The organism is Mitsuaria sp. 7 (assembly GCF_001653795.1).
Lineage (GTDB): Bacteria > Pseudomonadota > Gammaproteobacteria > Burkholderiales > Burkholderiaceae_C > Roseateles.
The window spans coordinates 4,483,773-4,505,928 of the sequence record NZ_CP011514.1 but is presented as its reverse complement, the minus strand read 5'-3'; the positions used below and the strand labels follow the sequence as shown (position 1 = coordinate 4,505,928).

Here is a 22,156-nt window from a genome sequence, read left to right as displayed (position 1 = left end):
GCCGACCTGCGATGAGTGACTCCCCCACGGCCCCCGAAGCCGCCGGCACAACCGGCAAGACCTGGCCCCATGAGCGAAGCGAATTGCGTCGCGCCTTGCTGGCGCGCCGCCGCGAATGGTGGGCCGGTGCCGAGGCGCGTCTCGCGGCCGACAAGCTGGGCGAGCAGCTGCTTCCGCTGCTGCGCGAGCTCGAGCCGCTGACCCTCGGCCTCTATTGGCCCCTGGAGGGTGAATTTAACGCAGCGGCCTGGGCCTCGACCCACAAGCTCGGGGGGGAAATGCAATTGGCGCTGCCCTTCGCGCGTAAAGCCGGCGACCACGGGCCGGCGGCGATGACGTTCCGGCGCTGGGACGGCCAGGAGCCGACGGTGAAGGACGAGTGCGGCATCCCCAGCTCGTCCGGGCCGGTGCTGGTGCCGGAGGTGCTGCTCGTCCCATGCCTGGGCTACACGCGGGAAGGCTTCAGACTGGGTTACGGCGGCGGCTACTTCGACCGCTGGATCGAGGCGCATCCCGGCGTCACGACGATCGGGCTGGGGTGGAGCTGCTGCGAGGCGGCCTTCGAAGTCCAGCCGCACGACCAGGCACTGACCGTCGTGCTGACCGAGCGCGAGCTCATCGCGCCCTGAGCTTTTACTCCTTCTCCCGCTTGCGGGAGAGGGCGGGGGTGAGGGCCAGCGGCGGTGGAAGTACAGAGGCCTTCTCAGCCCGAGTTCTCATCCACCGGCGGATCGGGCTCGCCGATCGCACGACGCGTGATCGCCGCCTGCCCGCTGATCCACTGCGCGAATTCGACGACCTCGGGCCGCGCCCGCCCGTGCTCCGACATCATGAGCCAATACACCGTCGGGCAATCGGTACGGCCGGCGTCGCCGAAAGGCTCGACCAGCTCGCCGCGTTCCAGCGCCTCGTAGATCATCGGCAGCCGCGCCAGCGCCACCGCCTGTCCTGACACCGCCGCCTGGATCTGCTGGTAGGTGAAGTTCAGGTACATCCAGCGCCGCGGCTGCAGGTCCGGCGCGCCATGCAGCGCCAGCCAGCGCCGCCAGCTCAGGAACAGGCCGCTGGGGCGCTGGTCATCCTCCTCGGCCAGCGTGTACTGGCGCAGGTCGGCCGCCTGGCTCAGCGGCGGTCCCTGGCCCTCCTGCGCCTGCTTGGCGACCCATGGATTCACCACCGGCGTCAGCATCTCCCCGAACATCCGCTGCGCCGACGGCGCCACGCGGTTGGGCGCGGCGTAGCGCAGCGCGACGTCGAACTCGCTGTCATCGATCTCGACGAGCTGGTCCAGCGCCGACACGCGGATGTCCATGTCCGGATGCTCGCGCTGGAAGGCCTCCAGCCGGGGGATCAGCCACAGCGACGCGAACGACGCGAAGGTCGTCACGTTGACCACGCGCCGCCCGCGCGTGGAGCGGATCTGCCGCACCGTGCTGTCCAGCCGCTCCAGCATCGGTTCCACCGCCGACAGCAGCAGCTTGCCATCCGGCGCCAGCTCGACGTGGCGCGTACCGCGCTTGAAGAGCGTCGCGCCCAGTTCCTCCTCCAGCGACCGGATCTGGCGGCTGATGGCGGACTGGGTCAGGTAGAGCTCCTCGGCGGCGGCGCTGAAGCTCAACCGTCGCGCGACCGCCTCGAAAGCGCGCAGCGTACCGACGGCGAGCGGGCGATGGCGGGGCGGATTCATGCGTGAATGGTATCAATCGACGCGACAAGACTCATTGGACCCGGCTGCGGGTCAACCCTAATATTGCACCATGTCCACGAGGAAGGCCGCCGGTGCGCGGACCGCCCGGGGGATGAGGAGTCGATCATGAATGTCATGCAAAAGTCATCAATCCAGGTCAGCCGCGACGACGCCGCGTGGTCGTTGTCGCAGGGCGAGGCCATGAGCCTGCCCATCGGCCCGGGCCGCCGTGAACTGCATGTGCTCGACGGTCGCGTCTGGGTGACCCAGCGCGGCGACCTGAACCTGCCGGCGCAGGACTTCTGGCTGTCGGCCGGCGAGACGCTGGAAGTCGCCAACGGCACCGAACTGGTGGTGGAAGCCTGGCCGACCGCCCGCTTCCAGCTGCTGGTGCCGCCGCAGGCCTGCCCGACGCGCCTGGCGCGTCAGGTCAGCCGCCTGCCTTCTTTCGGGCAGCTGTTCGGCCAGCGCCTGGCGAACGCCTGACCGCTGGAGCCGTCGTCGTGACCCCCTTCAGCGCCCTGGCCGGTTTCTCCTTCGTGACGGTGCTCGGCTCGGCGCTGGTGCCGGCGCTCTTCTTCGGCGTCCTGGCCTTCGGCTTCGCATTGGCGGAGCGCAAGGCCGACTCCATCGCCAGCCGCCCCCAGGGCAGCATGAGCGCGGGCGATTCGAGCGTCTCCTCCGGCGGCCGGAAGTAATTCAGGCTGGCGACGTCCTGTCGCCCGTCCTTGCCGGTCTTCGAGTACCGGAACGGCTCGCAGCCCGCGTCCACGTAGCGGGACTGACTGGCGGCGTCCGCCTTCAGGTAGAGCTCGTCGCGGCTGATGATGGCCACGAACAGGCCGTCCACATACAGCCCGAAGCCGCCGAACATCCGCCGCGCCAGCACCGGCCCGAGCGGCGCCAGCAACTCCATGCAGTGATTCGCGAAGTCCGCGCCGGCACCGGTGGTGCGGCGGACGGTTCCCGTGGTCGTGGTGCGTGCCATGACGCCGACTCTAGTTCAGCGCTGGCGCCCTGTCCGCGAGGCGGCCACAATGGTCCGCTCCAGGGCCCGCCGGGTCCGCAAGGGAAGGCGAATGGGCTGGATGGATCCGAACGACAAGCTGCCGATCTCCGAAGACCGCCAGGCGCTGCGCGAGCGCCTGATCCGCGAACGCCTGGACCTGCCCGGCCGCCTTGAACTCGCCGACGTCGTGCAGAGCGTGCTGCGCGTGTGGCTGGTCGGCCGCAAGGAGAAGCGCATCGCCGCCTACTGGCCGATCAAGGGGGAATTCGATCCGCTGCCGGCGTTGTACCGCTGGAGCGAGGTCGACGGCGACCGCCGCATCGGCCTGCCCGTCGTCGATCGCGAGGAGGGCCGGCTGCGCTTCCACGTCTGGTATCCGGGCTGTCCGATGGAAGAGGACGCCACCGGCATCACCAAACCCAAGGACACCGAGGCATTCGATCCGCAACTGCTGCTGCTGCCTTGCCTCGGCTACGGGCCGGGCGGCATCCGCATGGGTTACGGCGGCGGCTTCATGCTGCGCACCATCGCGCAGATCCAGCCTCGGCCGGTGGTCGTCGGCGTCGGCTTCAGCCATGGCTTCCAACCGACGCTGACCGCCCAGCCGAACGACGTGCGACTCGACGCGATGCTGACCGAGATGGGGGTCGTCTGGGAGAATTCCCGCGCATGAATGCCGCCTCGAGCCCTGCCATGAGTCCTGTTGATTCCAACGCCCTGAACGAGCTCTACAAAGCTCACCTCGCGGAGCAGCAGCGCCGCACCGAACACGCGCTGCAGCGCGGCGGTTTCGACGCGCTGCTGATCGCCTCGGGGATCGAGAAGTTTGCCTTCCTCGACGACCGGCCCTACGTGTTTCAGCCCAACCCGCACTTCAAGCTGTGGGTGCCGCTGATCCGTCATCCGGACAGCTGGCTGGTGATCCGGCCGGGGCACAAGCCGCGTCTCGTCTACGTGCAGCCGGAGGACTACTGGCACGTGCCGCCTGAAGCGCCGAGCGGCTTCTGGGTCGACCACTTCGAGCTGATCGTCGTCCGCAAGCCGGAGGAGGCGCTGCCCTACCTGCAGGTGCCGGGCACGCTGGCGATCGTCGGCGAAGCGGATGCGGCGCTGGGCGACATCGTCCCGAACAACCCGCCTGAGGTGCTGAACCCGCTGCACTACGCGCGCGCCGCGAAGACGGGCTACGAATTGCTGCGTTTGCGCGAGGCATCGGCGCTGGGCGCGACCGCGCATCTGGCGTCGCAGCGCGCGTTCGGAGAGGGGCGGTCCGAGTCGGCCATCCACAACGCGTATCTGGACGCATGCGGCTTCGCCGAGCGCGACCTGCCCTACGGCAACATCGTCGCGCTCAACGAGCACGCTGCGGTGCTGCATTACCAGTACCAGGATCAGCAGGCGCCGGCGCAATCGCTGTCGCTGCTGGTGGACGCGGGCGCGCACAGCTGCGGCTACGCGTCGGACATCACGCGCACGACCGGCAACGGCGACGCGTCGTTCCAGGCGCTGATCGATGCGATGGAAGCGGCCCAGTTGCGGCTGGTCGATCGCGTGCGCGCCGGTGTCGACTACCGCGACATCCACCTGGCCTCGCACCGCGAGACCGCCGGCGTGTTGCGCCAGCTGGGCATCGTGAAGATGGACGAGGAGGCGATGCTCGCGCAAGGCGTGACCTCGACCTTCCTGCCGCACGGCATCGGCCATCTGCTGGGCCTGCAGGTCCACGACATCGGCGGCTTCATGGCCGGTGAGGACGGCGGCACGATCGCCAAACCGGACGGTCATCCGTACCTGCGCCTGACGCGCGTGCTGCAACCCGGCATGGTCGTGACGATCGAGCCGGGGCTGTACTTCATCCCGATGCTGCTGGACAAGCTGCGCGCGACGCCCGCGGCGGCCAACGTGGACTGGGCGCTGGTGAAGCACCTGAGCGCCTTCGGCGGTGTCCGCATCGAGGACGACGTCGCCTGCCGCGAGACGGGCGCGCCGGAGAACCTGACGCGGGATGCGTTCGCGGCGTTGATCTGAGTTGATCTGAGCCGGGCTGATCAGAACCGGTAGCCCACCCCCACGCCCACCAGCAGCGGATCGATCTTGAACTTCCCGACGCTCGTTCCCTTGGAGCGGACCTCGGTGTCCATCTGGATCTTCTTTACGTCGACGTTGATCGACCACTGCCGGTTGAGCATCACATCGAAGCCGGCCTGTGCGGCCAAGCCGAGGCTGTGCTTCTTGATGGTCGGTTCCAGCGCCGCCTGTACCGCTGGATCGAAGTGCACGCCCGAGAAGCTCGTGTAGTTCAGCCCCGCGCCGACGTACGGGCGGAAGCTGCCTTCCGGATTGAAGTGGTACTGCAGCGTCAGCGTCGGCGGCAGGTGCTTCACCGAGCCGATGCGCGTGCCGTTGCTGTAGAGCGTGTGGCGCTGCGGCACCGTCAGGATCAGTTCGGCGGCCCAGTTCGGCGCGAGGAAGTAGCTGAAGTCGAACTCGGGGATCGTCTTGCGGCTCAGCGACAGACCCAGGCCGGTCCTGTCCTTGTCCGCCGGGTCGATGTTCACCGCGCGGGCGCGGACCACCCAGGGGCTGTTCTGCGCGTGGGCCGATGGCGCCATCGCGGTGGCCAGCGCGGCGAGCGCGACACCGACGGCGATCGAGGGTCGGAAGAAGGCGGGGTTGCGGGTGCGGGACATGCGGTCACTCCTGGTCGATGGGATGACCGGGATTGAACGCGTGCCGCGCTCCGGGAACCTTGACCGTTCACAAGGAACGGCGGTGAACTCGGGCGGTTCCTGGTGATGGCGCGGAGCGCTTGCGCCTTGTCAAACTTTGGCCGCGAGGCCGAGGCGTTCGCACAACGCCAGCGTGAGCGCGCTCTGGTTGAGCGAGTAGAAGTGCAGCCCCGGCACGCCGCCGGCGATCAGCCGCTCGCACAGCCGCGTGACGACGTCCAGGCCGAAAGCGCGCACCGACGCGGCGTCGTCCATGTAGCCTTCCATCTTCAGCGCGACCCAGCGCGGGATCTCGATGCCGTCGCGCTGCGCGAACTGCGCGATGCGCGCGAAGTTGTTGATCGGCATGATGCCCGGCACGATCGGCACCTCCACGCCCATCGCCCGCGTCGCGTCGACGAAATGGAAGTAGGCATCGGGGTTGTAGAAGAACTGCGTGATCGCGCCGCTGGCGCCGGCGCGCACCTTGTCGGCGAAGAACTGCAGGTCGCGCGCCGCGTAGCGCTGCTGCGGGTGGTACTCGGGATAGGCGGCGACCTCGATGTCCCAGTCCGCGCCTTGCGTCTCGCGGATGAAGCGCACCAGCTCGGCCGCGTAGCGGAACTCGCCCGCCGTCGCCGTGCCGCTGGGCAGGTCGCCGCGCAGCGCGACGACGCGCCGGATGTTCTGGTCGCGGTAGGTCGCCAGGATCTCGGCGATGTTCTCGCGCGTCGAGCCCACGCAGGACAGGTGAGGCGCCGCATCGAAGCCCGATGAGGCGATGTCGGCGACGGTCGACAGCGTCTTCTCGCGCGTCGAGCCGCCCGCGCCGTAGGTGACGCTGAAGTACTGCGGATTCACCGCGCGCAGCTCCTGCACGACGGTCTTCAGCTTCTCGGTGCCGACGGGTGTGTTGGGCGGAAAGAATTCGATGCTGACGGGCGTCGTCATGGTTTCTGAACCCAGATGAAGAATTCGGTGTTGCCGTCGCCGCCGGTCACGGGGCTTTCGAACCAGCCCTTGACGACGAGGTCGCGCTTCTCGGCGGCCGCCAGGGCCTGCTCCTTGAGCACGACGTATTGCGACTTGTCCTTGACGATGCCGTTCTTGTTCAAGGCCTTCGGCCCCAGCTCGTACTGCGGCTTGATCAGCAGCAGCGCCTGGCCTTGCGGCTTGAGCCAGCCGACCACGTGCTTGAGCGTGCCGATCATCGAGATGAAGCTCAGGTCGCCCACGACCAGATCGAAGGGTTCCGCGGGGACGTAGTCCTTCACGTGCATGCCTTCATGGGCGGTCACGCGCGGATCCGCCTTCAAGGTCTCATGCAGCTGGCTGTGGCCGACATCGATGCCGGTCACGTGCGTCGCACCCGCCTTGAGCAGCACGTCGGTGAACCCGCCCGCGCTCTGGCCCATGTCCAGCGCCGTGAGGCCCGCCACCGACAAGCCGACCTTGGCCAGCGCACCTTCGAGCTTGAGCCCGCCGCGCGAGACGTAACGCAGCTCGGCGTCGTCCGTCACGCGCAGGGGCGTTGTCTCGGTCAGGTCCTCGCCGCACTTGCGCACGACGGTCCAGCCCTTGGGGCCTTCCCACTCGACCGCACGCGCGTCGATCAGCCGCTGGGCAGCCGAGCGCGTGGGCGCCAGGCCGAGGGAGAGAAGCAGCTGGTCAGCACGCATGGTCGGGTCTCGGGTCAGTCAATCAATAACGGTAGGTATCGGGCTTGTACGGGCCCGACTTCGACACGCCGATATAGGCGGCCTGCTCGTCCGTCAGCTCGCTCAGCTGCGCGTTCAGCGTCTTCAGCTGCAGGCGGGCGACGTGCTCGTCCAGGTGCTTGGGCAGCACGTAGACCTGGCCGACGGCGTAGGCGTCCTTGTGCGCGAACAGCTCGATCTGCGCGATCGTCTGGTTGGCGAAGCTGGACGACATCACGTAGCTCGGGTGGCCCGTGCCGCAGCCCAGGTTCACCAGACGGCCCTTGGCCAGCAGGATGATGCGCTTGCCGTCGGGGAAGATCACGTGGTCGACCTGCGGCTTGATCTCTTCCCACTCGTACTTCTCGATCGAGGCGATGTCGATCTCGTTGTCGAAGTGGCCGATGTTGCAGACGATGGCGTTGTGCTTCATCGCGGCCATGTGCTCATGGCGGATCACGCCCTTGTTGCCGGTCGTGGTGACGAAGATGTCGGCCTTGTCGGCGGCGTATTCCATCGTCACGACGCGGAAGCCTTCCATCGCGGCCTGCAGTGCGCAGATCGGGTCGATCTCGGTGACCCACACTTGCGCCGACAGCGCGCGCATGGCCTGCGCCGAGCCCTTGCCCACGTCGCCGTAGCCGGCGATCACGGCGATCTTGCCGGCGATCATCACGTCGGTGGCGCGCTTGATGCCGTCCACCAGCGACTCGCGGCAGCCGTACAGGTTGTCGAACTTGCTCTTGGTGACCGAGTCGTTGACGTTGATCGCGCGGAACAGCAGCGTGCCCTTGGCCGACATTTCCTTCAGGCGGTGCACGCCCGTGGTCGTCTCTTCCGTGACGCCGATGATCTCGGCGCTCTTGCGGGTGTACCAGGTGGCGTCCTCGGCGACCTTCTTCTTGATCGCGGCGAACAGGATGCGCTCTTCCTCGCTGCCCGGGTTGGCCAGCACGGACAGGTCCTTCTCGGCCTTCTGGCCCAGGTGCATCAGCAGCGTCGCGTCGCCGCCGTCGTCCAGGATCATGTTGGGGCCTTCGCCCGCGGTGTCCTTGGCGCCGAAGTCGAAGATGCGGTGGGTGTAGTCCCAGTAGTCTTCCAGCGTCTCGCCCTTGTAGGCGAACACCGGGGTGCCGACGGCGACCAGCGCGGCGGCGGCGTGGTCCTGCGTCGAGAAGATGTTGCACGAGGCCCAGCGCACTTCGGCGCCCAGCGCCTGCAGCGTCTCGACCAGCACGGCCGTCTGGATGGTCATGTGCAGCGAGCCGGTGATGCGCGCGCCCTTGAGCGGCTGCGCGGCGGCGTATTCCTCGCGGATGGCCATGAGCGCGGGCATCTCGCTCTCGGCGATCTTGATCTCCTTGCGGCCCCAGTCGGCCAGCGACAGGTCTTTGATCAGGTACTGGTCTTGGGCCAGCGGCTTCAGTTGGGCGTTCATGCGGACTCCTGCGAAGAAGGGCCGTCGACACCAACGATCAGGGGGCGGGGAGATGCGGAGAGGGCGTTTGCCGCTCGGTCCTCACCCGGCCTGCGAAGGGTCGACGGGTGAGCGCGGTTGCCATTGCCGCGGACGTGTCGCCGCGCGGCGGTTCCGAGCCTGGCCTCGATGGGATGGGAGGTCGCAACGCTCCTCGGAACAGGGCGCGATTGTAGTCAAGTTCAGCCGGCGCTCGATGACAGCGTTGTGGCCGGGGCCACAATCGCCCCCCATGCGAACGATCCCCCCGCTCAGCGACTGCCCCCGCGCGGCCTGGCTCCCCCTGCGCGGGGTGCTGACGGACATCGACGACACGCTGACGGCGGAGGGCGCCATCGCGCCCGCCGCGCTGGAGGCGCTGCAGCGGCTGCAGGCGGCCGGCGTACCGGTCATCGCGATCACGGGACGGCCCGCCGGTTGGAGCGAGCCCTTCGCCATGGCGTGGCCGGTCCGGGGGATCGTGGCGGAAAACGGCGGGGTATTGCTGCACCGCGAGGGAGGCGGGCTCGCCACCGAGTTCGCCCAGGACGACGACACGCGTCTGGCGAATTTCGCGCGACTCCAGGCCTGCGCGCGCGACATCGTCGCGACCGTGCCCGGCGCCATGCTCGCGCGCGACAGCGCCGGCCGGTTGACCGACATCGCCGTCGACCACAGCGAGTTCACGACGCTGGACGACGACGCGATCGCCGCGGTCTGCGACCGCATGCGCGCGCACGGGCTGGTGGCGACGGTCAGCTCGATCCACGTGAACGGCTGGATCGGCGATCACAGCAAGTGGACCGCCGCGCAGTGGGCGGTGAAGCGGCTGACGGGCCTGGACTTCGATCCGGTCGAGTGGGTGTATGTCGGCGACTCGACGAACGATCAGCTGATGTTCGAGCGCATGCCGCTCTCGGTGGGGGTGGCCAACATCGCGCGTTTCCTGCCGATGCTGGATCACCCGCCCGCCTACGTCACCGCGACCGAGCGCGGCGACGGCTTCGCGGAAGTGGCCCGGGCGCTGCTGCTGGCGCGGGGGTAGCTCGGCTCGTCGACGACCGGGCGGTGGGGGCGCGGCTGGCGTCCCTCGACCGGATCCCACGCATGACGGCCGACCAGCGCCGAGACGCCCGGCCAGTCATGCCCGCGCGGCAGCACGCGGGCCAGCGCCGCATGGCTGACCCGGCCCCCGACGGCGACCAGGCGCTCCGCCACCTCGATCCGCCGGCGACGCAGGCGCGGCAGCAGCCAGCGGTTGGTGGGACGCTCGCGCATCACGCTGGGATGGGGCATGCAGCGGTGCTCCGCCATCAGCAGATGACGCAGCAGGATCTCCAGCCCGAACGGATCGAGGCCCCGCCAATCGGTGCTCAACCGCGCCAGCGCGAAGCGCAAGTTGGCCTGCGCGTCGGAATGCGCGACATGGAAATGGTTCTGGCCGGTCATGAACATCGAGACCTCCGGAGGGCGGGATCACCGCGCCGCTGTGGCAAGTACGGCGCCTGTCCTTGATGTCGGCCAGCGGTCGAGGGTTCTGAATCGGGGGATGTCCCCGAAAACGTCACGAAAGGAAAACACTCTCCGGAGGCGGACGGGGGTGCGGACGGGGTGGTGCTTTCGCCAAAAGGAAAGGGCCGCGCGAGGCGGCCCTTCAGGTGGGGTTCGGAGAATCGTCAGGCCGTCGACGCTCAAGGCGTCCCGGGATGCCGGACCTTCCAGGCCCGCAGGGCCTGTCGGTACGCGTCCATCGCGAGATCGTGCAAGTCGAAGATGCACGGGTCGCAGCCGTTGCCGCAGCACGCATCGATGTCCGGCTGCGGCGGCGGCACGGGCATCGGATCGTCGCCAGCCTCCGGAGAGGCCGGCGCGGCGGCGGTATCGGACTGAACGTCGGTCATGGCGTCGGTCAGGGCTGGCGATGCTCCCGCGGGCGGCCGGAGCCTCCCGCGGCAAGGCGCGTCAGCGACGGACCGGCGGCGGGCCCGAGTGGTTCGAACGCTGCAGGTGACGGAAGGTGATCCGGCCCTTGGTCAGGTCGTACGGCGACATTTCCAGGGAGACGGCGTCGCCGGCCAGGATGCGGATGTGATGCTTGCGCATCTTGCCGCCCGTGTAGGCGATGACCTGATGGCCGTTTTCCAGCGTCACGCGGAAGCGCGAGTCCGGCAGGATTTCGTTCACGACACCCTGCATTTCGATCAGTTCTTCCTTGGCCATACGGCTTGCTCCATTCTTGAAGATGAAAACGGCGCCAGCCGCGGTCTGCCGCAGGCCTTCGCCTTGGATATCAGCGGCGCGCGGCTCAGTGGCTGCGCGCCCAGGCGGTGCCTTCGGTCTCCGCATAGCGCAACGCGGCGCGGCGGGTCTCGAAGGTCGGCACGAATCGCATGACACGATCAATGCTGGCCATGCCGCGTCCCGACTGGATCGAGACGGCCGCGGCGAATCCGCCGTCGGCATGGGGTTTGGTCATCGGTGAGACAAGGAATCGCCCCACCTCAATGCGTTTGTTATGCATCATTATTTTGAGGTGTGCGCCTTGACAGGCAATCGCAATAAGCAACCGTCTTGGCGCGGTGTGGGAAGGTGTACCACTCCAATTCGATGATACGAACAGAAGGGGCACGGAAAGTGGCTTCTGATGCCGATCAGCCGAATGGCGAACAGGCAGGCCGAAACCAGAAACGCTCAAGCGCACGAACCGGGGGGTGATGCTGGTGCGAGCCGCTCGCAGAAGTGTCCCTGGGAGGGACCGGAGGGGCTGCAGAAGAAGACCTGAAGAGGGTGGTCTTGTGCGAGTCAAGCGGCGATTGTAGCCCAAGCGCCGGATTCCTGCATCTCCCGCGACCCCGGGTGTTGGGAGGAGCGCAAGTGCCGCCTTTGTCGGATCGTGCAAGCGCCACGCCGGAACGGGCACGTGCGATCGCCGCCCCGTTCCTAGGATTCATCCGTCCCCCCACCGGCCCCGGCACCCGCTGCCGTCCGGCCCTGATCCCCTGAACCCCCTGAACCCCCCTGAAGGACGGAATCCCATGAGCAAGATCTGGTTCATCACTGGCGCCAACCGCGGTTTCGGTCTCGAGATCGCCCGGGCGGCGCTGGCCGCCGGCGACCGCGTCGTCGCCACCGGCCGCAACGTCGACGCGCTGAAGACGGCCTACGCGGACCATGGCGAGGCGGTCCTCTGCCTCCCGCTGGACGTCAGCCGCGAGGCGGACGCCGCCCATGCGGTCGAACAGGCCGTCGCGCGCTTCGGCCGCATCGACGTGCTGGTCAACAACGCGGGCTACGGACAGCTCGGCCTCTTCGAGGAGATCAGCGCGGCGGACATCGAACGTCAGTTCGCCACCAACGTCTTCGGCCTGATGCATGTCACCCGCGCGGTGCTGCCGGTCATGCGCCGCCAGCGCGACGGGCACATCCTGAACATCGCGTCGGTCGGCGGCTTCCGCGGCTTCGACGGCGCGACGGTGTATTGCGCGACGAAGTTCGCCGTCGACGGCTTCACCGCGTCGCTGGCCCCCGAGCTCGCCGGCTTCAACATCCGCGTGACGGTGGTCGAGCCGGGCTTCTTCCGCACCGACTTCCTGGACGCCAGTTCGGTCCGGTACGGGTCGCAGTCGATCGCGGATTACGCGACGCTGCCCACGCCGCCGCTCTCCACCTACGAGGCCTACAACCACCAGCAGCCCGGCGATCCGGCGAAGCTGGGCCGGGCCTTCATCGAGCTGGCCGCGATGCCGTCGCCGCCGCTGCATTTCGTGGCGGGGTCGGACGCGCTGGGCATGGCGCGCGAGACCTTCGGTCAGCGGATGGCGGAAGTGGAAGCGCACGCGGGCTTGTCGGCCTCGCTCGATCGCGACGACGTCTGAGGGGCGTCGAGTCGAGTCGAGTCGAGTCGAGTTGAGTTGAGTTGAGTTGAGTTGAACTGACCTCCGGCAGCGGTCACGGGGGGCGGATACCATCCCGCCCCGGGACATGTCCGCCGGGGAGGGCGCGATGGAGGAACGCGGCACGCCGTCATGACGGTGGCGCATTGGGAGGGGTCCGCGCGCAGGCGACGATGGATCGGGTTGGGGGCGGCGTTGCTGGTGCAGGCCGTGTTCCTGTCGATGCTGTGGATGGATCATGGCTGGCGGCGTCGCACGACCGCCGAGGGGCCTCGATTGACCGAGGTGCGGCTACTGCCGTTGCCGATGAGTCGCGAGGCGCTGCCTGTGCCCCGACCCGAGCTCGAACGACGCCGGCCCGACATGCCGCGAGTGCCGACGGCCATCCTGGTGGCGCCGCCTGAGGTGGCCATCACCGCGCCCTCGCCGTCAACCTCGATTCAGACCGTGACGGCGGCGGCCCAGCCCGCCTCGGGCGCTTCAGCGCCGCTCGGCAACGGCCGCACGACGCTCAACCTCGCGCTGCCGAAGGCCGGTCCTGCTTCCGATCCCTGGGTGCGCATGGCCGAGCAGATCCGCAACGACGAGCGCTCGCACAGCGCGTCGCGCACCGTCGAGTCGGCGATCGCCGACGCCGCCGGTACGCTGCCCATCGTGTCGAGCGTGTCGACCAGCGGCTCGGGCTCCAAGGTGATCCGTCAGGGCAGCAAATGCACGCGGGTTTATGAAAACCGCGTCGCCGCGATGAACCCGACCGACGACCGCTTGAAGGACGCGCCCGCGATGATGGGCAACTGCTTCAACAAGTGAAGGGGGCCGCTCGGCGCCGTTGACGACGCCGACCGGACCGCCCCGATGCTCCGGGGCTCAGGCCGTGAACCGCGCAGCCGGCGTGTCGCGCCGCTTCGCCGCGTCGCGCGACGGCGGCGCGCCGTAGAGGCGGCTGTACTCGCGGCTGAACTGCGACGGACTTTCGTATCCGACCGCGTGGCCGGCGCGCGCGACTTCCAGGCCCTCGGCGATCAGCAGCCGGCGGGCTTCCTGGAGCCGCAACTGCTTCTGATACTGCAGCGGGCTCATCGATGTCAGCGCGCGGAAGTGGTGGTGCAGCGAGGACGCGCTCATGTGCGCCTCCTTGGCCAGCGACTCGATGCGAAGCGGCTGCGCGTAGTGCGCCTTCAACCAGCGGATCGCGCGGTGCACGCGCTGCGTCTGGCTGTCGGCGCGCGCGACCTGCGCGAGGCGCTCGCCCTGGTCGCTGCGCAGCACGCGGTAGACCAGCTCCCGCATCGCCATGGCCGCGAGCGCGGCCTGGTCCTCCGGATGGTCGAGCAGCCGCATCAGACGCGCGGACGCATCGAGCATCTCGGACGTCACGGCGCTGACGAACAGGCCGCGGCCCGGATCGTCGCCCTCACCGCCTTCCCTCGGTGCGACCGGCGCCTTGGGCGGTCCGCTGCGCGCCACCAGCTCCGCCACCTCCTCCGCATCGAAGTCCAGGCGAAGGCAGAGATAGGGCTGCGCCGGCGTCGCTTCAGTCACGCGGGCGCTCACCGGCAGATCGGTCGTGAACACCATGAAGCGCGTCGCGTCGTAGACATAGCGCTCGTCGCCGAGCAGGACCTCCTTCGCGCCCTGCGCGATCACGCACAGCGAGGCCGGTTGCACCGCATGCGCGAGTTCGCCGCCCGGCGCGTCGAGCCGGATGATCCACAGCCTGGGCAGGGCCGTCGGCCAGACGCCTTCGCGCGGCGCATGGCGCGACAGCATCGCGCTCAAGGTGTCGGTGTCCGGCATCGAGGTCGTCATCGCCGGCATCATCCGGCGCGCAGCAGCTGCTCGATGTCCGCGCGCGGCGGCGTGCCGAAGAGGCGCCGGTACTCGCGGCTGAACTGCGAGGCGCTCTCGTAGCCGACCTGATGCGCCGCCGCCGCCGCGTCCAGCCCTTCGCCGAGCATCAGCCGGCGCGCGTGCTGCAAGCGGAGCTGCTTCTGGTACTGCATCGGCGACATGCTCGTCAGCTGCTTGAAGCGCTGATGCAGCGTGGAGGCGCTCATGTGCGCGACCTCGGCCAGCTCGTCGATGCTGATGGCCTCGCTGAAGCGGCGGTTCAGCTCGTCGATCGCGCGAGACAGGCGGCGCGTCGCGCTGTCCTGCTGCGCCAGCGCGCGCAGCCGCGGACCGAGCGGACCCGTCAGCACGCGATAGAAGATCTCCCGCTGCAGCAGCGGCGCCATGACGCGCTGGTCCGACGGGTTGTCGAGCAGCTGCATCAGCCGCAGCGCGGCGCTCAGCAGCGACTCCGACACCGGCGCGACGTTCAGCCCCGACTGCGCCGACGGCGACGCGTCGGTGCTCGCCGGGCCGACCTCGAGCATCAGCTCCGTCAGCGTCGCGGTCGAGCAGTCGATGCGCACGCACAGGTAGGGCTTGTCCGGCGTCGCCTCGATGACGCCGCCCTTGGGCAGCATGGGCATGGACACCAGCAGGAAGTGCAGCGGGTCGTAGTACAGGGTCTCGGTGCCGAGCTCCACCTTCTTGCGCCCCTGCAGCACGATGGCCAGGCCGGGCTCGTAGAACGCCGGCGCGGTCTTGGGCATGCTGCAGCTGGCCTTGATCAGGTGCAGGCAGGGGATGGCGGTGGGGCGGGAGCCTTCGCCGTCGATGTGCCGGAGCGTCAGATCCACCATCTGCGCGCGCAGGGCCTGCAGCGCGTCGGGGAAGCCGTCGGCGAGGGGAATCGGAGTGGGTGCGACCATGCATCGGATTGTGCAAGTCCCTCGCGCGCGGCGCCAGCGCCCGCGAGCGCGGCGGACCGGGTTCCGGAGGATCGGGCAAGGACGGGCGAGCATTGCGCTGGTGGGGGAGGGGGGCGGATTCCTAAGCTCTCGGTCATCGCGGCGGCCGTCCGGTCGTCGCGCTTTCACCGCTTTTGAAGGAGTGCCGCCATGACCATCATGTCCAGGGAACCGCTCAACAACCTGCCCCAGCTGCCGCGCCGCCGGCTCGGCGCGCACGGGCCGGAGGTCTCCGCGCTCGGGCTCGGCTGCATGGGGATGTCCGATTTCTACGGCCCGGCCGACGAGGGCGCCTCGATGGCCGTCCTGCACCGCGCGCTGGACCTGGGGATGAACTTCCTCGACACGGCTGACATGTACGGCAACGGCGCCAACGAGCGCCTGCTGTCCGGACTGCTCGCCAACCGCCGCCGCGAGGTGGTGCTCGCCACGAAGTTCGGCATCGTGCGCAACGCCGACGGGCTCTCGGCCGGCGTCGACGGCCGGCCGCTGCACGTGCACGCGGCGTGCGACGCGAGCCTGCGTCGGCTCGGCGTCAACCACATCGACCTGTACTACCTGCACCGCGTCGACAAGTCCGTGCCGATCGAGGAGACCGTCGGCGCCATGGCCGCGCTGGTGCGTTCCGGCAAGGTGCGCCACATCGGGCTGTCGGAGGCGTCGGCCGAAACGATCCGCCGCGCCCACAAGGTGCATCCGATCGCGGCGGTGCAGTCGGAGTACTCGCTGTGGACCCGCGACGTCGAGGCCGAGGTGCTGCCGACGTGCCGTGAGCTCGGCATCGCGCTGGTGCCGTACAGCCCGCTGGGGCGCGGCTTCCTGACCGGCGCGATCCGCAGCGCCGATCAGCTGGCCGCCAACGACTGGCGGCGCGTCAATCCGCGCTTCCAGGACGGCCACTTCGCGCAGAACCTCGCGCTGGCCGATGCGATCGTCGCGCTGGCCCGCGACCATGGTCTGGCGCCGGCGCAACTGGCGCTCGCCTGGCTGATGGACCGCGGTCCGGACGTGGTGCCGATTCCGGGCACCCGCTCGATCGCGCGGCTCGAAGAGAACGCGATGGCCGCGCGCCTGCGGCTCAACGACGTGCTGCGCGAGGACCTGCGCGATCTGCTCGACGAGTACCCGGTCGCCGGGGCGCGTTACCCCGAAGTGTCGATGGCGCTGGTCAACGCCTGATCGCTGTCAGTCCTCGAGTCCGAGGAACACGGCCATCCCGTAATACGCCTCGTCCAGCGCGGCGCGGAAGGCCGCGTCGCGCGGACGCCTGTCGATGAAGCCGAGGTCCGGGACCAGCGTCCCGCCCTCGACCTTCAGGTTGGCCCAGCCGATCATGCGATCGCCCCACAGCATCGGCAGCGCGTAGTGGCCCATCGTGCGCCTGGCCGGCGGCGTGTAGGCCTCGAAGCGGTAGGCCCAGCCCCACAGCCGCTCGAAGCGGCGGCGGTCCCACACCAGCGGATCGAACGGGGCGAGGAAACGCAGCCGCTCCGGCTCGACCTTGTGGGCGCGCGACGCGGGGTTCTCATCGGCCGGCCAGTACCAGACCTCGCCGTCCACCTTCGCGTGGCCCCAGCGCGTCTTCGCTTCCTTCAGCACATTGCGCGCCTCGACCCTCAGGTGCGGCGCGCCGTAGCCGAGCAGCGAGGTCAGGTAGCCGAGGCTGGGCGAGGGCAGCGGCGCATAGAGCGCCACGATCATGTCGAGCAACTGGCCCGCCCGCGCGTGGCGGGCCTCGGGGCTGTCGTCCTGCAGCAGATGCTCGATCGCTTCGTAGACCCGTGTCCCGGAGTCGCGCCGCGCCACGCGCAGCAGGCCGCGGTAATGCATGCCGTCGAGCAGCTGCGTGCTCGCGTTGAGCTCGCCGCCCCAGTAGCCTTCGACGCGCCCATGACTGAAGGCCTGCTGCACATGCTGCGGATGCGTGCGACCGCGTGCGCGGATGAACGCGAGGACCTCGGCGGCGCGTGCGTTCATCGCCTCGTCCCAGGGACGTTTCGCGGTGCGCGGATGGAGCAGCGCCAGCATCTCGCGCGGCAGGAAGCCGTAGTTGACGAGGGCGTCCTCCTCCACGGCCAGCTTGGCGTAGCGCGCTTCCAGCTGTCCGGCGCGGTAGTCCTTCACCCGGTGCATCAGGATCAGGTCCTGCGCCCGCGCCGGCGCGCGGATCGGGTCGGCCTGCACGAAGCCCAGGCGCTGGATCGCGCGCAGCAGCGTCGTCGGCTTGAAGAAGGTGCGGGCGATGGCGTGACGCCGCAGCGCGTCATGGTCGATCACGGGCATTCGGAAGCAGGGGTCGTCGAAAGCCTTGACGGTACCCCGGCGCGGCACCGGATGTGTCAGCAGGGGTGGATCACAGCGGCGCGAAGCCGCTCGGCGCCTGCTCGACGGTGTCCATCTGCATCTCGAAGCTGAAGAAGCGGTTGCGGCCGCGCGACTTCGCCGTGTAGAGCGCGTCGTCGGAGCGCCGCAGCAAGCCCTCGACGGTCGTGTCCGCATCCGGCACGCAGGTGGTGATGCCGCCGGACAGCGTGACGTGCGGCTCGACCGAATCCGGATGCCGCATGTTGCAGGTGCGCAGCGTGCGCATCACCGCCCGCGCGAAGGTCATCGCGCCGGAGCGCGGCGTGCCGGGCAGGATCAACGCGAACTCCTCGCCGCCGTAGCGGGCCGCACAGTCGCGCGGCCGGCGGCAGGTCTCCTGCAGCAGCAGCGCGACCCGCTGCAGGCAGGCGTCCCCGGCCAGATGACCGTAGCTGTCGTTGTAGCGCTTGAAGTGGTCGATGTCGCACAGCACCAGCGTCAGCGGCGTCTGGTCGCGCCGCGCGCAGGCGATCTCCTGCGCCAGCCGGGCGTCGAAGGCGCGCCGGTTCAGCAGCCGCGTCAGCGGATCCTCGCCGGACAGCTTCTCCAGCCGCGCGTTGCTGTGGCGAAGATCGTCCGAGACCTCCTGCAGTCGCGTCTGCATGCGCCGCAGGCGCTGCATCGCGCGCAGCTTGGCCTGCAGCACGGTGTTGGAGACGGGTTTGACCAGGTAGTCGTCGCCGCCGGACTCGATGCCCTGCCAGAGGTCCTGGTCGCGGTCGCGGCTGGAGAGGAAGATGATCGGCGTCCAGCCGCCGTTCTCGTGCGCCCGCATCTGGCTGGCGACCCAGTAGCCGTCGTGGTCGGGCATCTCGACGTCGAGGAGTACCAGGTCGGGATGGTCGCCGTCGAAGCGGGCCAGCGCGCTGTCGCCGCCGTCCGCCTCCAGCGTGTGGTGTCCGATCGCCTGCAGCTGGCTGCAGAGGAACCCGCGCGTGCTCGCCTGATCATCCACGACGAGTATTCGCAGCGGAGGGAGCGAGGCAGGCGGCAGCGAGGCGGAAGCGTCCATGGCCGGGCATCGTCGACAGGCGGCAACAAGATGTGCCGGAGCCGATTATGCGGGGCCGGTCCCCTCGAAAGCAGTTCGGGTATGCCTCAAGTCGGGGACGAGGGCGGCGCGGCAGGCGGGGTGGCGGACGCCGCCGATGCAGGGGACGCCGGCGCCGGCGCCACCGCGCGGCGCTGTTCCGCCGTGTCCATCTGCATCTCGTAGCTGAAGAAGCGGTTCCGGCCGGTGGACTTGGCGTTGTAGAGCGCGTCGTCGGCCCGGATGATCAGGCCTTCGGCGCTGGTGCTCTCGTCGGGCAGGCAGGTGGTGATCCCGCCCGAGAGCGTGATCGTCGCGCCGGTCGGCGAATCCGGGTGCGGGATCGCCGCCAGCTCCACCGTGCGCATCAGCGCGCGGGCGTAGGTCATCGCGCCGGAGCGGGGCGTGTTGGGCAGGACCAGCGCGAATTCCTCGCCGCCGTAGCGCCCGGCGCAGTCGCTCGGGCGGCGGCAGGTTTCCTTGAGCAGCCGGCCGATGCGGCGCAGGCACTCGTCGCCGGCGACGTGGCCGGCCGCGTCGTTGTAGCGCTTGAAGTGGTCGACGTCGCACAGCATCAGCGTCAGCGGCTTGCCGTCGCGGCGGGCGAGGTCCAGTTCCTGCTGCAGCCGCGCGTCCAGCGCGCGCCGGTTCATCAGGCCGGTCATGGCGTCGACGCTGGAGAGTTCCTCCAGCTGCGCGTTGGCGGCCCGCAGCTCCTCGGACATCGTCACCAGCCGGGCGCGCATCTGCGCCAGACGGTGCATCGCGCGCAGCTTGGCGTGCAGGATCATCGCGGAGGCCGGTTTGACGAGGTAGTCGTCACCGCCGGCCTCGATGCCCTTCCAGACGTCCTCGTCCTGGTTGAACTGGGAGAGGAAGATGATCGGCGTCCAGCCGCCGGGTTCGGCCGCGCGCATCTCGCGGCAGGTCCAGTAGCCGTCGTGGCCCGGCATCTCGATGTCCAGCAGCACCAGGTCGGGCCGGTAGCGGCGGAACAGCTCCAGCGCCCATTCGGCGCTGTCGGCTTCCAGCACGCGGTGACCGGCGCGATCGAGTTCTGCCGTCAGCGCCACGCGGGTCGCGTTCTGGTCGTCGACGATCAGGATGGTCAGCGGGGACGGCGAGGTCGGCATGGGCGCAGGCATGCCTGTCATTCTGCCGCGATGCCCGCGTTCCTGAAACGACAAGGGCCGCGCGAGGCGGCCCTGAGTCGGGGGATCAAGTTTGCGCGCGTGCGGCAAATGACCGGTTTGGAGTGAGGGGGATTACAGCCCCGCCGCAGCCCGCAGCGCCTTCGCTTTGTCGGTGCGTTCCCAGGTGAACTCCGGCTCTTCACGGCCGAAGTGGCCGTACGCCGCCGTCTTGCCGTAGATCGGGCGCAGCAGGTCCAGCATCTGGATGATGCCCTTGGGGCGCAGGTCGAAGTGCTCGTTGACCAGCGCGGCGATCTGCTCGTCGGGCAGGACGCCGGTGCCTTCGGTGTAGACCGTGACGTTCATCGGACGGGCGACGCCGATCGCGTACGCGACCTGGATCTGGCACTGCTTGGCCAGGCCGGCGGCGACGATGTTCTTGGCCACGTAGCGGGCGGCGTAGGCGGCCGAGCGGTCCACCTTGGTCGGATCCTTGCCCGAGAACGCGCCGCCGCCGTGCGGGCAGGCGCCGCCGTAGGTGTCGACGATGATCTTGCGGCCGGTCAGGCCGCAGTCGCCCTGCGGGCCGCCGATGACGAAGCGGCCGGTCGGGTTGACCAGGTACTTCGTGTCCTGCAGCCATTCCTTGGGCAGCACCGGCTTGATGATCTCCTCGATGACGGCATCGTAGAACTCGGGCTTCATCTTGTCGCCCAGCGACATCTCCGGCGCATGCTGCGTCGACAGCACGACGGTGTCGATGCTGTGCGGCTTGCCGTCGACGTAGCGCATCGTCACCTGGCTCTTCGCGTCGGGACGCAGGAAGGGCAGGCGGCCATCCTTGCGCAGCTGCGCCTGGCGCTCGACGAGGCGGTGCGCGTAGTAGATCGGCGCGGGCATCAGCTCCGGCGTCTCATCGCAGGCATAGCCGAACATCAGGCCCTGGTCGCCGGCGCCGGTGTTGAGGTGGTCGTCGGATGCCTGGTCGACGCCCTGGGCGATGTCGTTGCTCTGCTTGTCGTACGCGACGAGCACGGCGCAACCCTTGTAGTCGATGCCGTACTCGGTGTTGTCGTAGCCGATGCGCTTGATCGTGTCGCGGGCGACCTGGATGTAATCGACGTGGGCGTTCGTCGTGATCTCGCCGGCCAGCACCACCAAACCGGTGTTGCAGAGGGTCTCGGCGGCCACGCGGGAGCGCGGATCCTGCGCCAGCACCGCGTCGAGGATCGCGTCCGAGATCTGGTCCGCCACCTTGTCGGGGTGGCCTTCGGACACGGATTCCGAGGTGAAGAGGAAATCGCTCGCCAATTTAAACTCCTGTGATTCAGTCTTCGGGCATTGCCTTCTGGCGTTGCCGAGACGGGAGTCAGGCGGCGAACGCTTTAGCGGGATTTATGAGTCGCCCCGCAAGTTGTCCAGATTAACTCGGCGACTGGGGCGGCATTATAGGAAAGACCAAGGCCCGAGAGGGTCCACGGACGGGTCGATGGGAAAACTGGGTACATATGCGCTGATCGCGCTCCTGTGGCTGCTGCACTGGCTGCCGCTGCGCTGGCTGGCGGCCCTCGGATGGGGGCTGGGCGGCGTGCTGCATCGCGTGGCCGGCTCGCGCCGGCGCGTCGCCCTGCGCAACGTCGAGCTGTGTTTTCCGGAGAAACCCCTGGCCGAGCGCGAAGCGCTGGTGCGGGAGCATTTCGGCTGGCTGGGCCGCAGCCTGCTGGAGCGCGGGCTGCTCTGGTACGCGTCGGACCGCCGGCTGCTGCGCCTGATGCGCATCGAGGGCAACATCAAGCTCGCCGAACAGGTCGACCGCCCGGTGATGTGGCTGATGCCGCACTTCGTGGGCCTGGACTGGAGCGGCCCGGCGCTGATGCTCAACCAGGCAAGACCTGGCGCCAGCATCTACCAGCGCCAGAGCAACGCGCTGCTCGACGAGGCGTTGCGCAAGGCGCGGTCGCGCTTCGGCACGACCAAGCTGGTCGATCGCCATGAAGGGGTGCGCAGCGTGCTGCGGGCGATCCGCGACGGCTACTCGTTCCTGAATCTGCCGGACATGGATTTCGGGCCCAAGGATTCGGCCTTCATCCCGTTCTTCGGCGTGCCGGCCAACACCTTGCTGGCGCCGGCGAAGATCGCCCAGGCGGCGAAGATGGTGGTGCAGCCGGTGGTCGTCACGATGCTGCCCAAGGGCCAGGGCATCGTGATCCACGCGCACGAGCCGCTGCAACACTATCCGAGCGGCGACCTGGAGGCCGACGCGAACCACTTCCACCGCTGGCTCGAGGACCGCATCCGCGAACACCCGGCCCAGTATTTGTGGGTCCACAAGCGATTCAAGACGAGACCGCCCGGCGAGGCGTCGCTGTATTCCCGATAAT

General features: G+C 68.9%; 25 protein-coding genes and 1 riboswitch. Of the genes, 9 read left to right on the top strand and 16 right to left on the bottom strand.

The window, feature by feature from the left end; translation table 11 throughout:
• Window positions 1–11 precede the first annotated feature (11 nt).
• Entirely contained in the window at window positions 12–629 is a 618-nt protein-coding gene (locus tag ABE85_RS19735; RefSeq protein WP_082938778.1) for a 5-formyltetrahydrofolate cyclo-ligase, read from the top strand.
• A 74-nt stretch (window positions 630–703) separates the two neighbouring features.
• On the opposite strand, the gene ABE85_RS19730 is transcribed toward ABE85_RS19735, so the two are convergent.
• On the bottom strand, window positions 704–1,687 hold the full coding sequence (locus ABE85_RS19730; RefSeq protein WP_067278578.1) for a LysR family transcriptional regulator: 984 nt from the start codon (window positions 1,685–1,687) through the stop codon (window positions 704–706).
• A 126-nt stretch (window positions 1,688–1,813) separates the two neighbouring features.
• Between ABE85_RS19730 and ABE85_RS19725 the strand changes: the two genes are divergently transcribed.
• Window positions 1,814–2,173 (top strand): DUF2917 domain-containing protein, encoded by a 360-nt coding sequence (locus ABE85_RS19725; protein ID WP_067278575.1) that lies wholly within the window; start codon window positions 1,814–1,816, stop codon window positions 2,171–2,173.
• Here the strand turns inward: ABE85_RS19725 and ABE85_RS27085 are convergent.
• The gene (locus tag ABE85_RS27085; protein WP_082938776.1) at window positions 2,118–2,675 is read right to left on the bottom strand and encodes a TfoX/Sxy family protein; all 558 of its coding nucleotides are present in this window, start codon (window positions 2,673–2,675) and stop codon (window positions 2,118–2,120) included. The genes ABE85_RS19725 and ABE85_RS27085 overlap by 56 nt on opposite strands.
• Before the next feature lie 100 nt (window positions 2,676–2,775).
• On the opposite strand from ABE85_RS27085, the gene ABE85_RS19715 reads away from it, so the two are divergent.
• Both ABE85_RS19715 and pepQ read left to right on the top strand, forming a co-directional pair.
• Complete coding sequence (locus ABE85_RS19715) at window positions 2,776–3,369, top strand: 5-formyltetrahydrofolate cyclo-ligase (RefSeq protein WP_067283175.1); 594 nt, start codon at window positions 2,776–2,778, stop codon at window positions 3,367–3,369.
• A gap of 20 nt (window positions 3,370–3,389) precedes the next feature.
• Window positions 3,390–4,724, top strand: a complete 1,335-nt coding sequence (gene pepQ, locus ABE85_RS19710; protein WP_067278569.1) for a Xaa-Pro dipeptidase — start codon at window positions 3,390–3,392, stop codon at window positions 4,722–4,724.
• Window positions 4,725–4,744: 20 nt separating this feature from the next.
• On the opposite strand, the gene ABE85_RS19705 is transcribed toward pepQ, so the two are convergent.
• The 4 genes from ABE85_RS19705 to ahcY form a co-directional block, all read right to left on the bottom strand.
• Window positions 4,745–5,386 carry an OmpW family protein gene (locus ABE85_RS19705; protein WP_067278566.1) on the bottom strand — a complete coding sequence of 214 codons (642 nt, stop codon included), beginning with the start codon at window positions 5,384–5,386 and terminating at the stop codon, window positions 4,745–4,747.
• A 129-nt stretch (window positions 5,387–5,515) separates the two neighbouring features.
• Window positions 5,516–6,355, bottom strand: coding sequence for a methylenetetrahydrofolate reductase [NAD(P)H] (metF, locus tag ABE85_RS19700; protein WP_067278563.1), 840 nt, complete (start codon window positions 6,353–6,355; stop codon window positions 5,516–5,518).
• Window positions 6,352–7,083 carry a TlyA family RNA methyltransferase gene (locus tag ABE85_RS19695; RefSeq protein ID WP_067278559.1) on the bottom strand — a complete coding sequence of 244 codons (732 nt, stop codon included), beginning with the start codon at window positions 7,081–7,083 and terminating at the stop codon, window positions 6,352–6,354. The genes metF and ABE85_RS19695 overlap by 4 nt, the downstream gene beginning before the upstream one ends.
• Before the next feature lie 22 nt (window positions 7,084–7,105).
• Window positions 7,106–8,539, bottom strand: coding sequence for an adenosylhomocysteinase (gene ahcY / locus ABE85_RS19690; RefSeq protein WP_067278556.1), 1,434 nt, complete (start codon window positions 8,537–8,539; stop codon window positions 7,106–7,108).
• A 102-nt stretch (window positions 8,540–8,641) separates the two neighbouring features.
• Window positions 8,642–8,740, bottom strand: a riboswitch (S-adenosyl-L-homocysteine riboswitch).
• A gap of 70 nt (window positions 8,741–8,810) precedes the next feature.
• Here ahcY and ABE85_RS19685 point away from each other — a divergent pair.
• Window positions 8,811–9,602, top strand: a complete 792-nt coding sequence (locus ABE85_RS19685) for an HAD-IIB family hydrolase (RefSeq protein ID WP_067278553.1) — start codon at window positions 8,811–8,813, stop codon at window positions 9,600–9,602.
• Here the strand turns inward: ABE85_RS19685 and ABE85_RS19680 are convergent.
• The 4 genes from ABE85_RS19680 to ABE85_RS28080 form a co-directional block, all read right to left on the bottom strand.
• Complete coding sequence (locus ABE85_RS19680) at window positions 9,530–10,012, bottom strand: hypothetical protein (RefSeq protein ID WP_067278549.1); 483 nt, start codon at window positions 10,010–10,012, stop codon at window positions 9,530–9,532. The two genes, ABE85_RS19685 and ABE85_RS19680, sit on opposite strands and share 73 nt — an antisense overlap.
• A 236-nt stretch (window positions 10,013–10,248) precedes the next feature.
• Window positions 10,249–10,458: an oxidoreductase-like domain-containing protein gene (locus ABE85_RS19675; RefSeq protein ID WP_067278546.1), complete on the bottom strand. Its 210-nt coding sequence runs from the start codon at window positions 10,456–10,458 to the stop codon at window positions 10,249–10,251.
• Between the two features lie 61 nt (window positions 10,459–10,519).
• Window positions 10,520–10,777: a translation initiation factor IF-1 gene (gene infA, locus ABE85_RS19670; protein ID WP_067278543.1), complete on the bottom strand. Its 258-nt coding sequence runs from the start codon at window positions 10,775–10,777 to the stop codon at window positions 10,520–10,522.
• Between the two features lie 85 nt (window positions 10,778–10,862).
• Window positions 10,863–11,033: a hypothetical protein gene (locus ABE85_RS28080; protein WP_197507081.1), complete on the bottom strand. Its 171-nt coding sequence runs from the start codon at window positions 11,031–11,033 to the stop codon at window positions 10,863–10,865.
• Between the two features lie 559 nt (window positions 11,034–11,592).
• On the opposite strand from ABE85_RS28080, the gene ABE85_RS19665 reads away from it, so the two are divergent.
• Both ABE85_RS19665 and ABE85_RS19660 read left to right on the top strand, forming a co-directional pair.
• The gene (locus ABE85_RS19665; RefSeq protein WP_067278539.1) at window positions 11,593–12,432 is read left to right on the top strand and encodes an SDR family NAD(P)-dependent oxidoreductase; all 840 of its coding nucleotides are present in this window, start codon (window positions 11,593–11,595) and stop codon (window positions 12,430–12,432) included.
• Between the two features lie 201 nt (window positions 12,433–12,633).
• Complete coding sequence (locus tag ABE85_RS19660; protein WP_157522661.1) at window positions 12,634–13,260, top strand: hypothetical protein; 627 nt, start codon at window positions 12,634–12,636, stop codon at window positions 13,258–13,260.
• A gap of 57 nt (window positions 13,261–13,317) precedes the next feature.
• Here the strand turns inward: ABE85_RS19660 and ABE85_RS19655 are convergent, their stop codons facing one another.
• Complete coding sequence (locus ABE85_RS19655) at window positions 13,318–14,259, bottom strand: AraC family transcriptional regulator (protein WP_231993139.1); 942 nt, start codon at window positions 14,257–14,259, stop codon at window positions 13,318–13,320.
• 8 nt (window positions 14,260–14,267) lie between these two features.
• Window positions 14,268–15,209, bottom strand: a complete 942-nt coding sequence (locus tag ABE85_RS28535; protein ID WP_067278533.1) for an AraC family transcriptional regulator — start codon at window positions 15,207–15,209, stop codon at window positions 14,268–14,270.
• Between the two features lie 189 nt (window positions 15,210–15,398).
• Between ABE85_RS28535 and ABE85_RS19645 the strand changes: the two genes are divergently transcribed.
• Entirely contained in the window at window positions 15,399–16,427 is a 1,029-nt protein-coding gene (locus ABE85_RS19645; protein ID WP_409072555.1) for an aldo/keto reductase, read from the top strand.
• A 6-nt stretch (window positions 16,428–16,433) separates the two neighbouring features.
• Here the strand turns inward: ABE85_RS19645 and ABE85_RS19640 are convergent, their stop codons facing one another.
• From ABE85_RS19640 to metK, 4 genes are all read right to left on the bottom strand, one after another.
• Complete coding sequence (locus ABE85_RS19640) at window positions 16,434–17,531, bottom strand: DNA glycosylase AlkZ-like family protein (RefSeq protein WP_067278529.1); 1,098 nt, start codon at window positions 17,529–17,531, stop codon at window positions 16,434–16,436.
• Window positions 17,532–17,601: 70 nt separating this feature from the next.
• Window positions 17,602–18,624 carry a diguanylate cyclase gene (locus tag ABE85_RS19635; protein ID WP_067278526.1) on the bottom strand — a complete coding sequence of 341 codons (1,023 nt, stop codon included), beginning with the start codon at window positions 18,622–18,624 and terminating at the stop codon, window positions 17,602–17,604.
• A gap of 86 nt (window positions 18,625–18,710) precedes the next feature.
• Window positions 18,711–19,796, bottom strand: a complete 1,086-nt coding sequence (locus ABE85_RS19630) for a diguanylate cyclase domain-containing protein (RefSeq protein ID WP_409072554.1) — start codon at window positions 19,794–19,796, stop codon at window positions 18,711–18,713.
• Between the two features lie 111 nt (window positions 19,797–19,907).
• On the bottom strand, window positions 19,908–21,086 hold the full coding sequence (gene metK, locus ABE85_RS19625; protein WP_067278519.1) for a methionine adenosyltransferase: 1,179 nt from the start codon (window positions 21,084–21,086) through the stop codon (window positions 19,908–19,910).
• Window positions 21,087–21,264: 178 nt separating this feature from the next.
• Here metK and ABE85_RS19620 point away from each other — a divergent pair, with 178 nt between their 5' ends.
• The gene (locus tag ABE85_RS19620) at window positions 21,265–22,155 is read left to right on the top strand and encodes a lipid A biosynthesis acyltransferase (RefSeq protein WP_067278515.1); all 891 of its coding nucleotides are present in this window, start codon (window positions 21,265–21,267) and stop codon (window positions 22,153–22,155) included.
• The last annotated feature ends 1 nt before the right edge of the window (window position 22,156 follow it).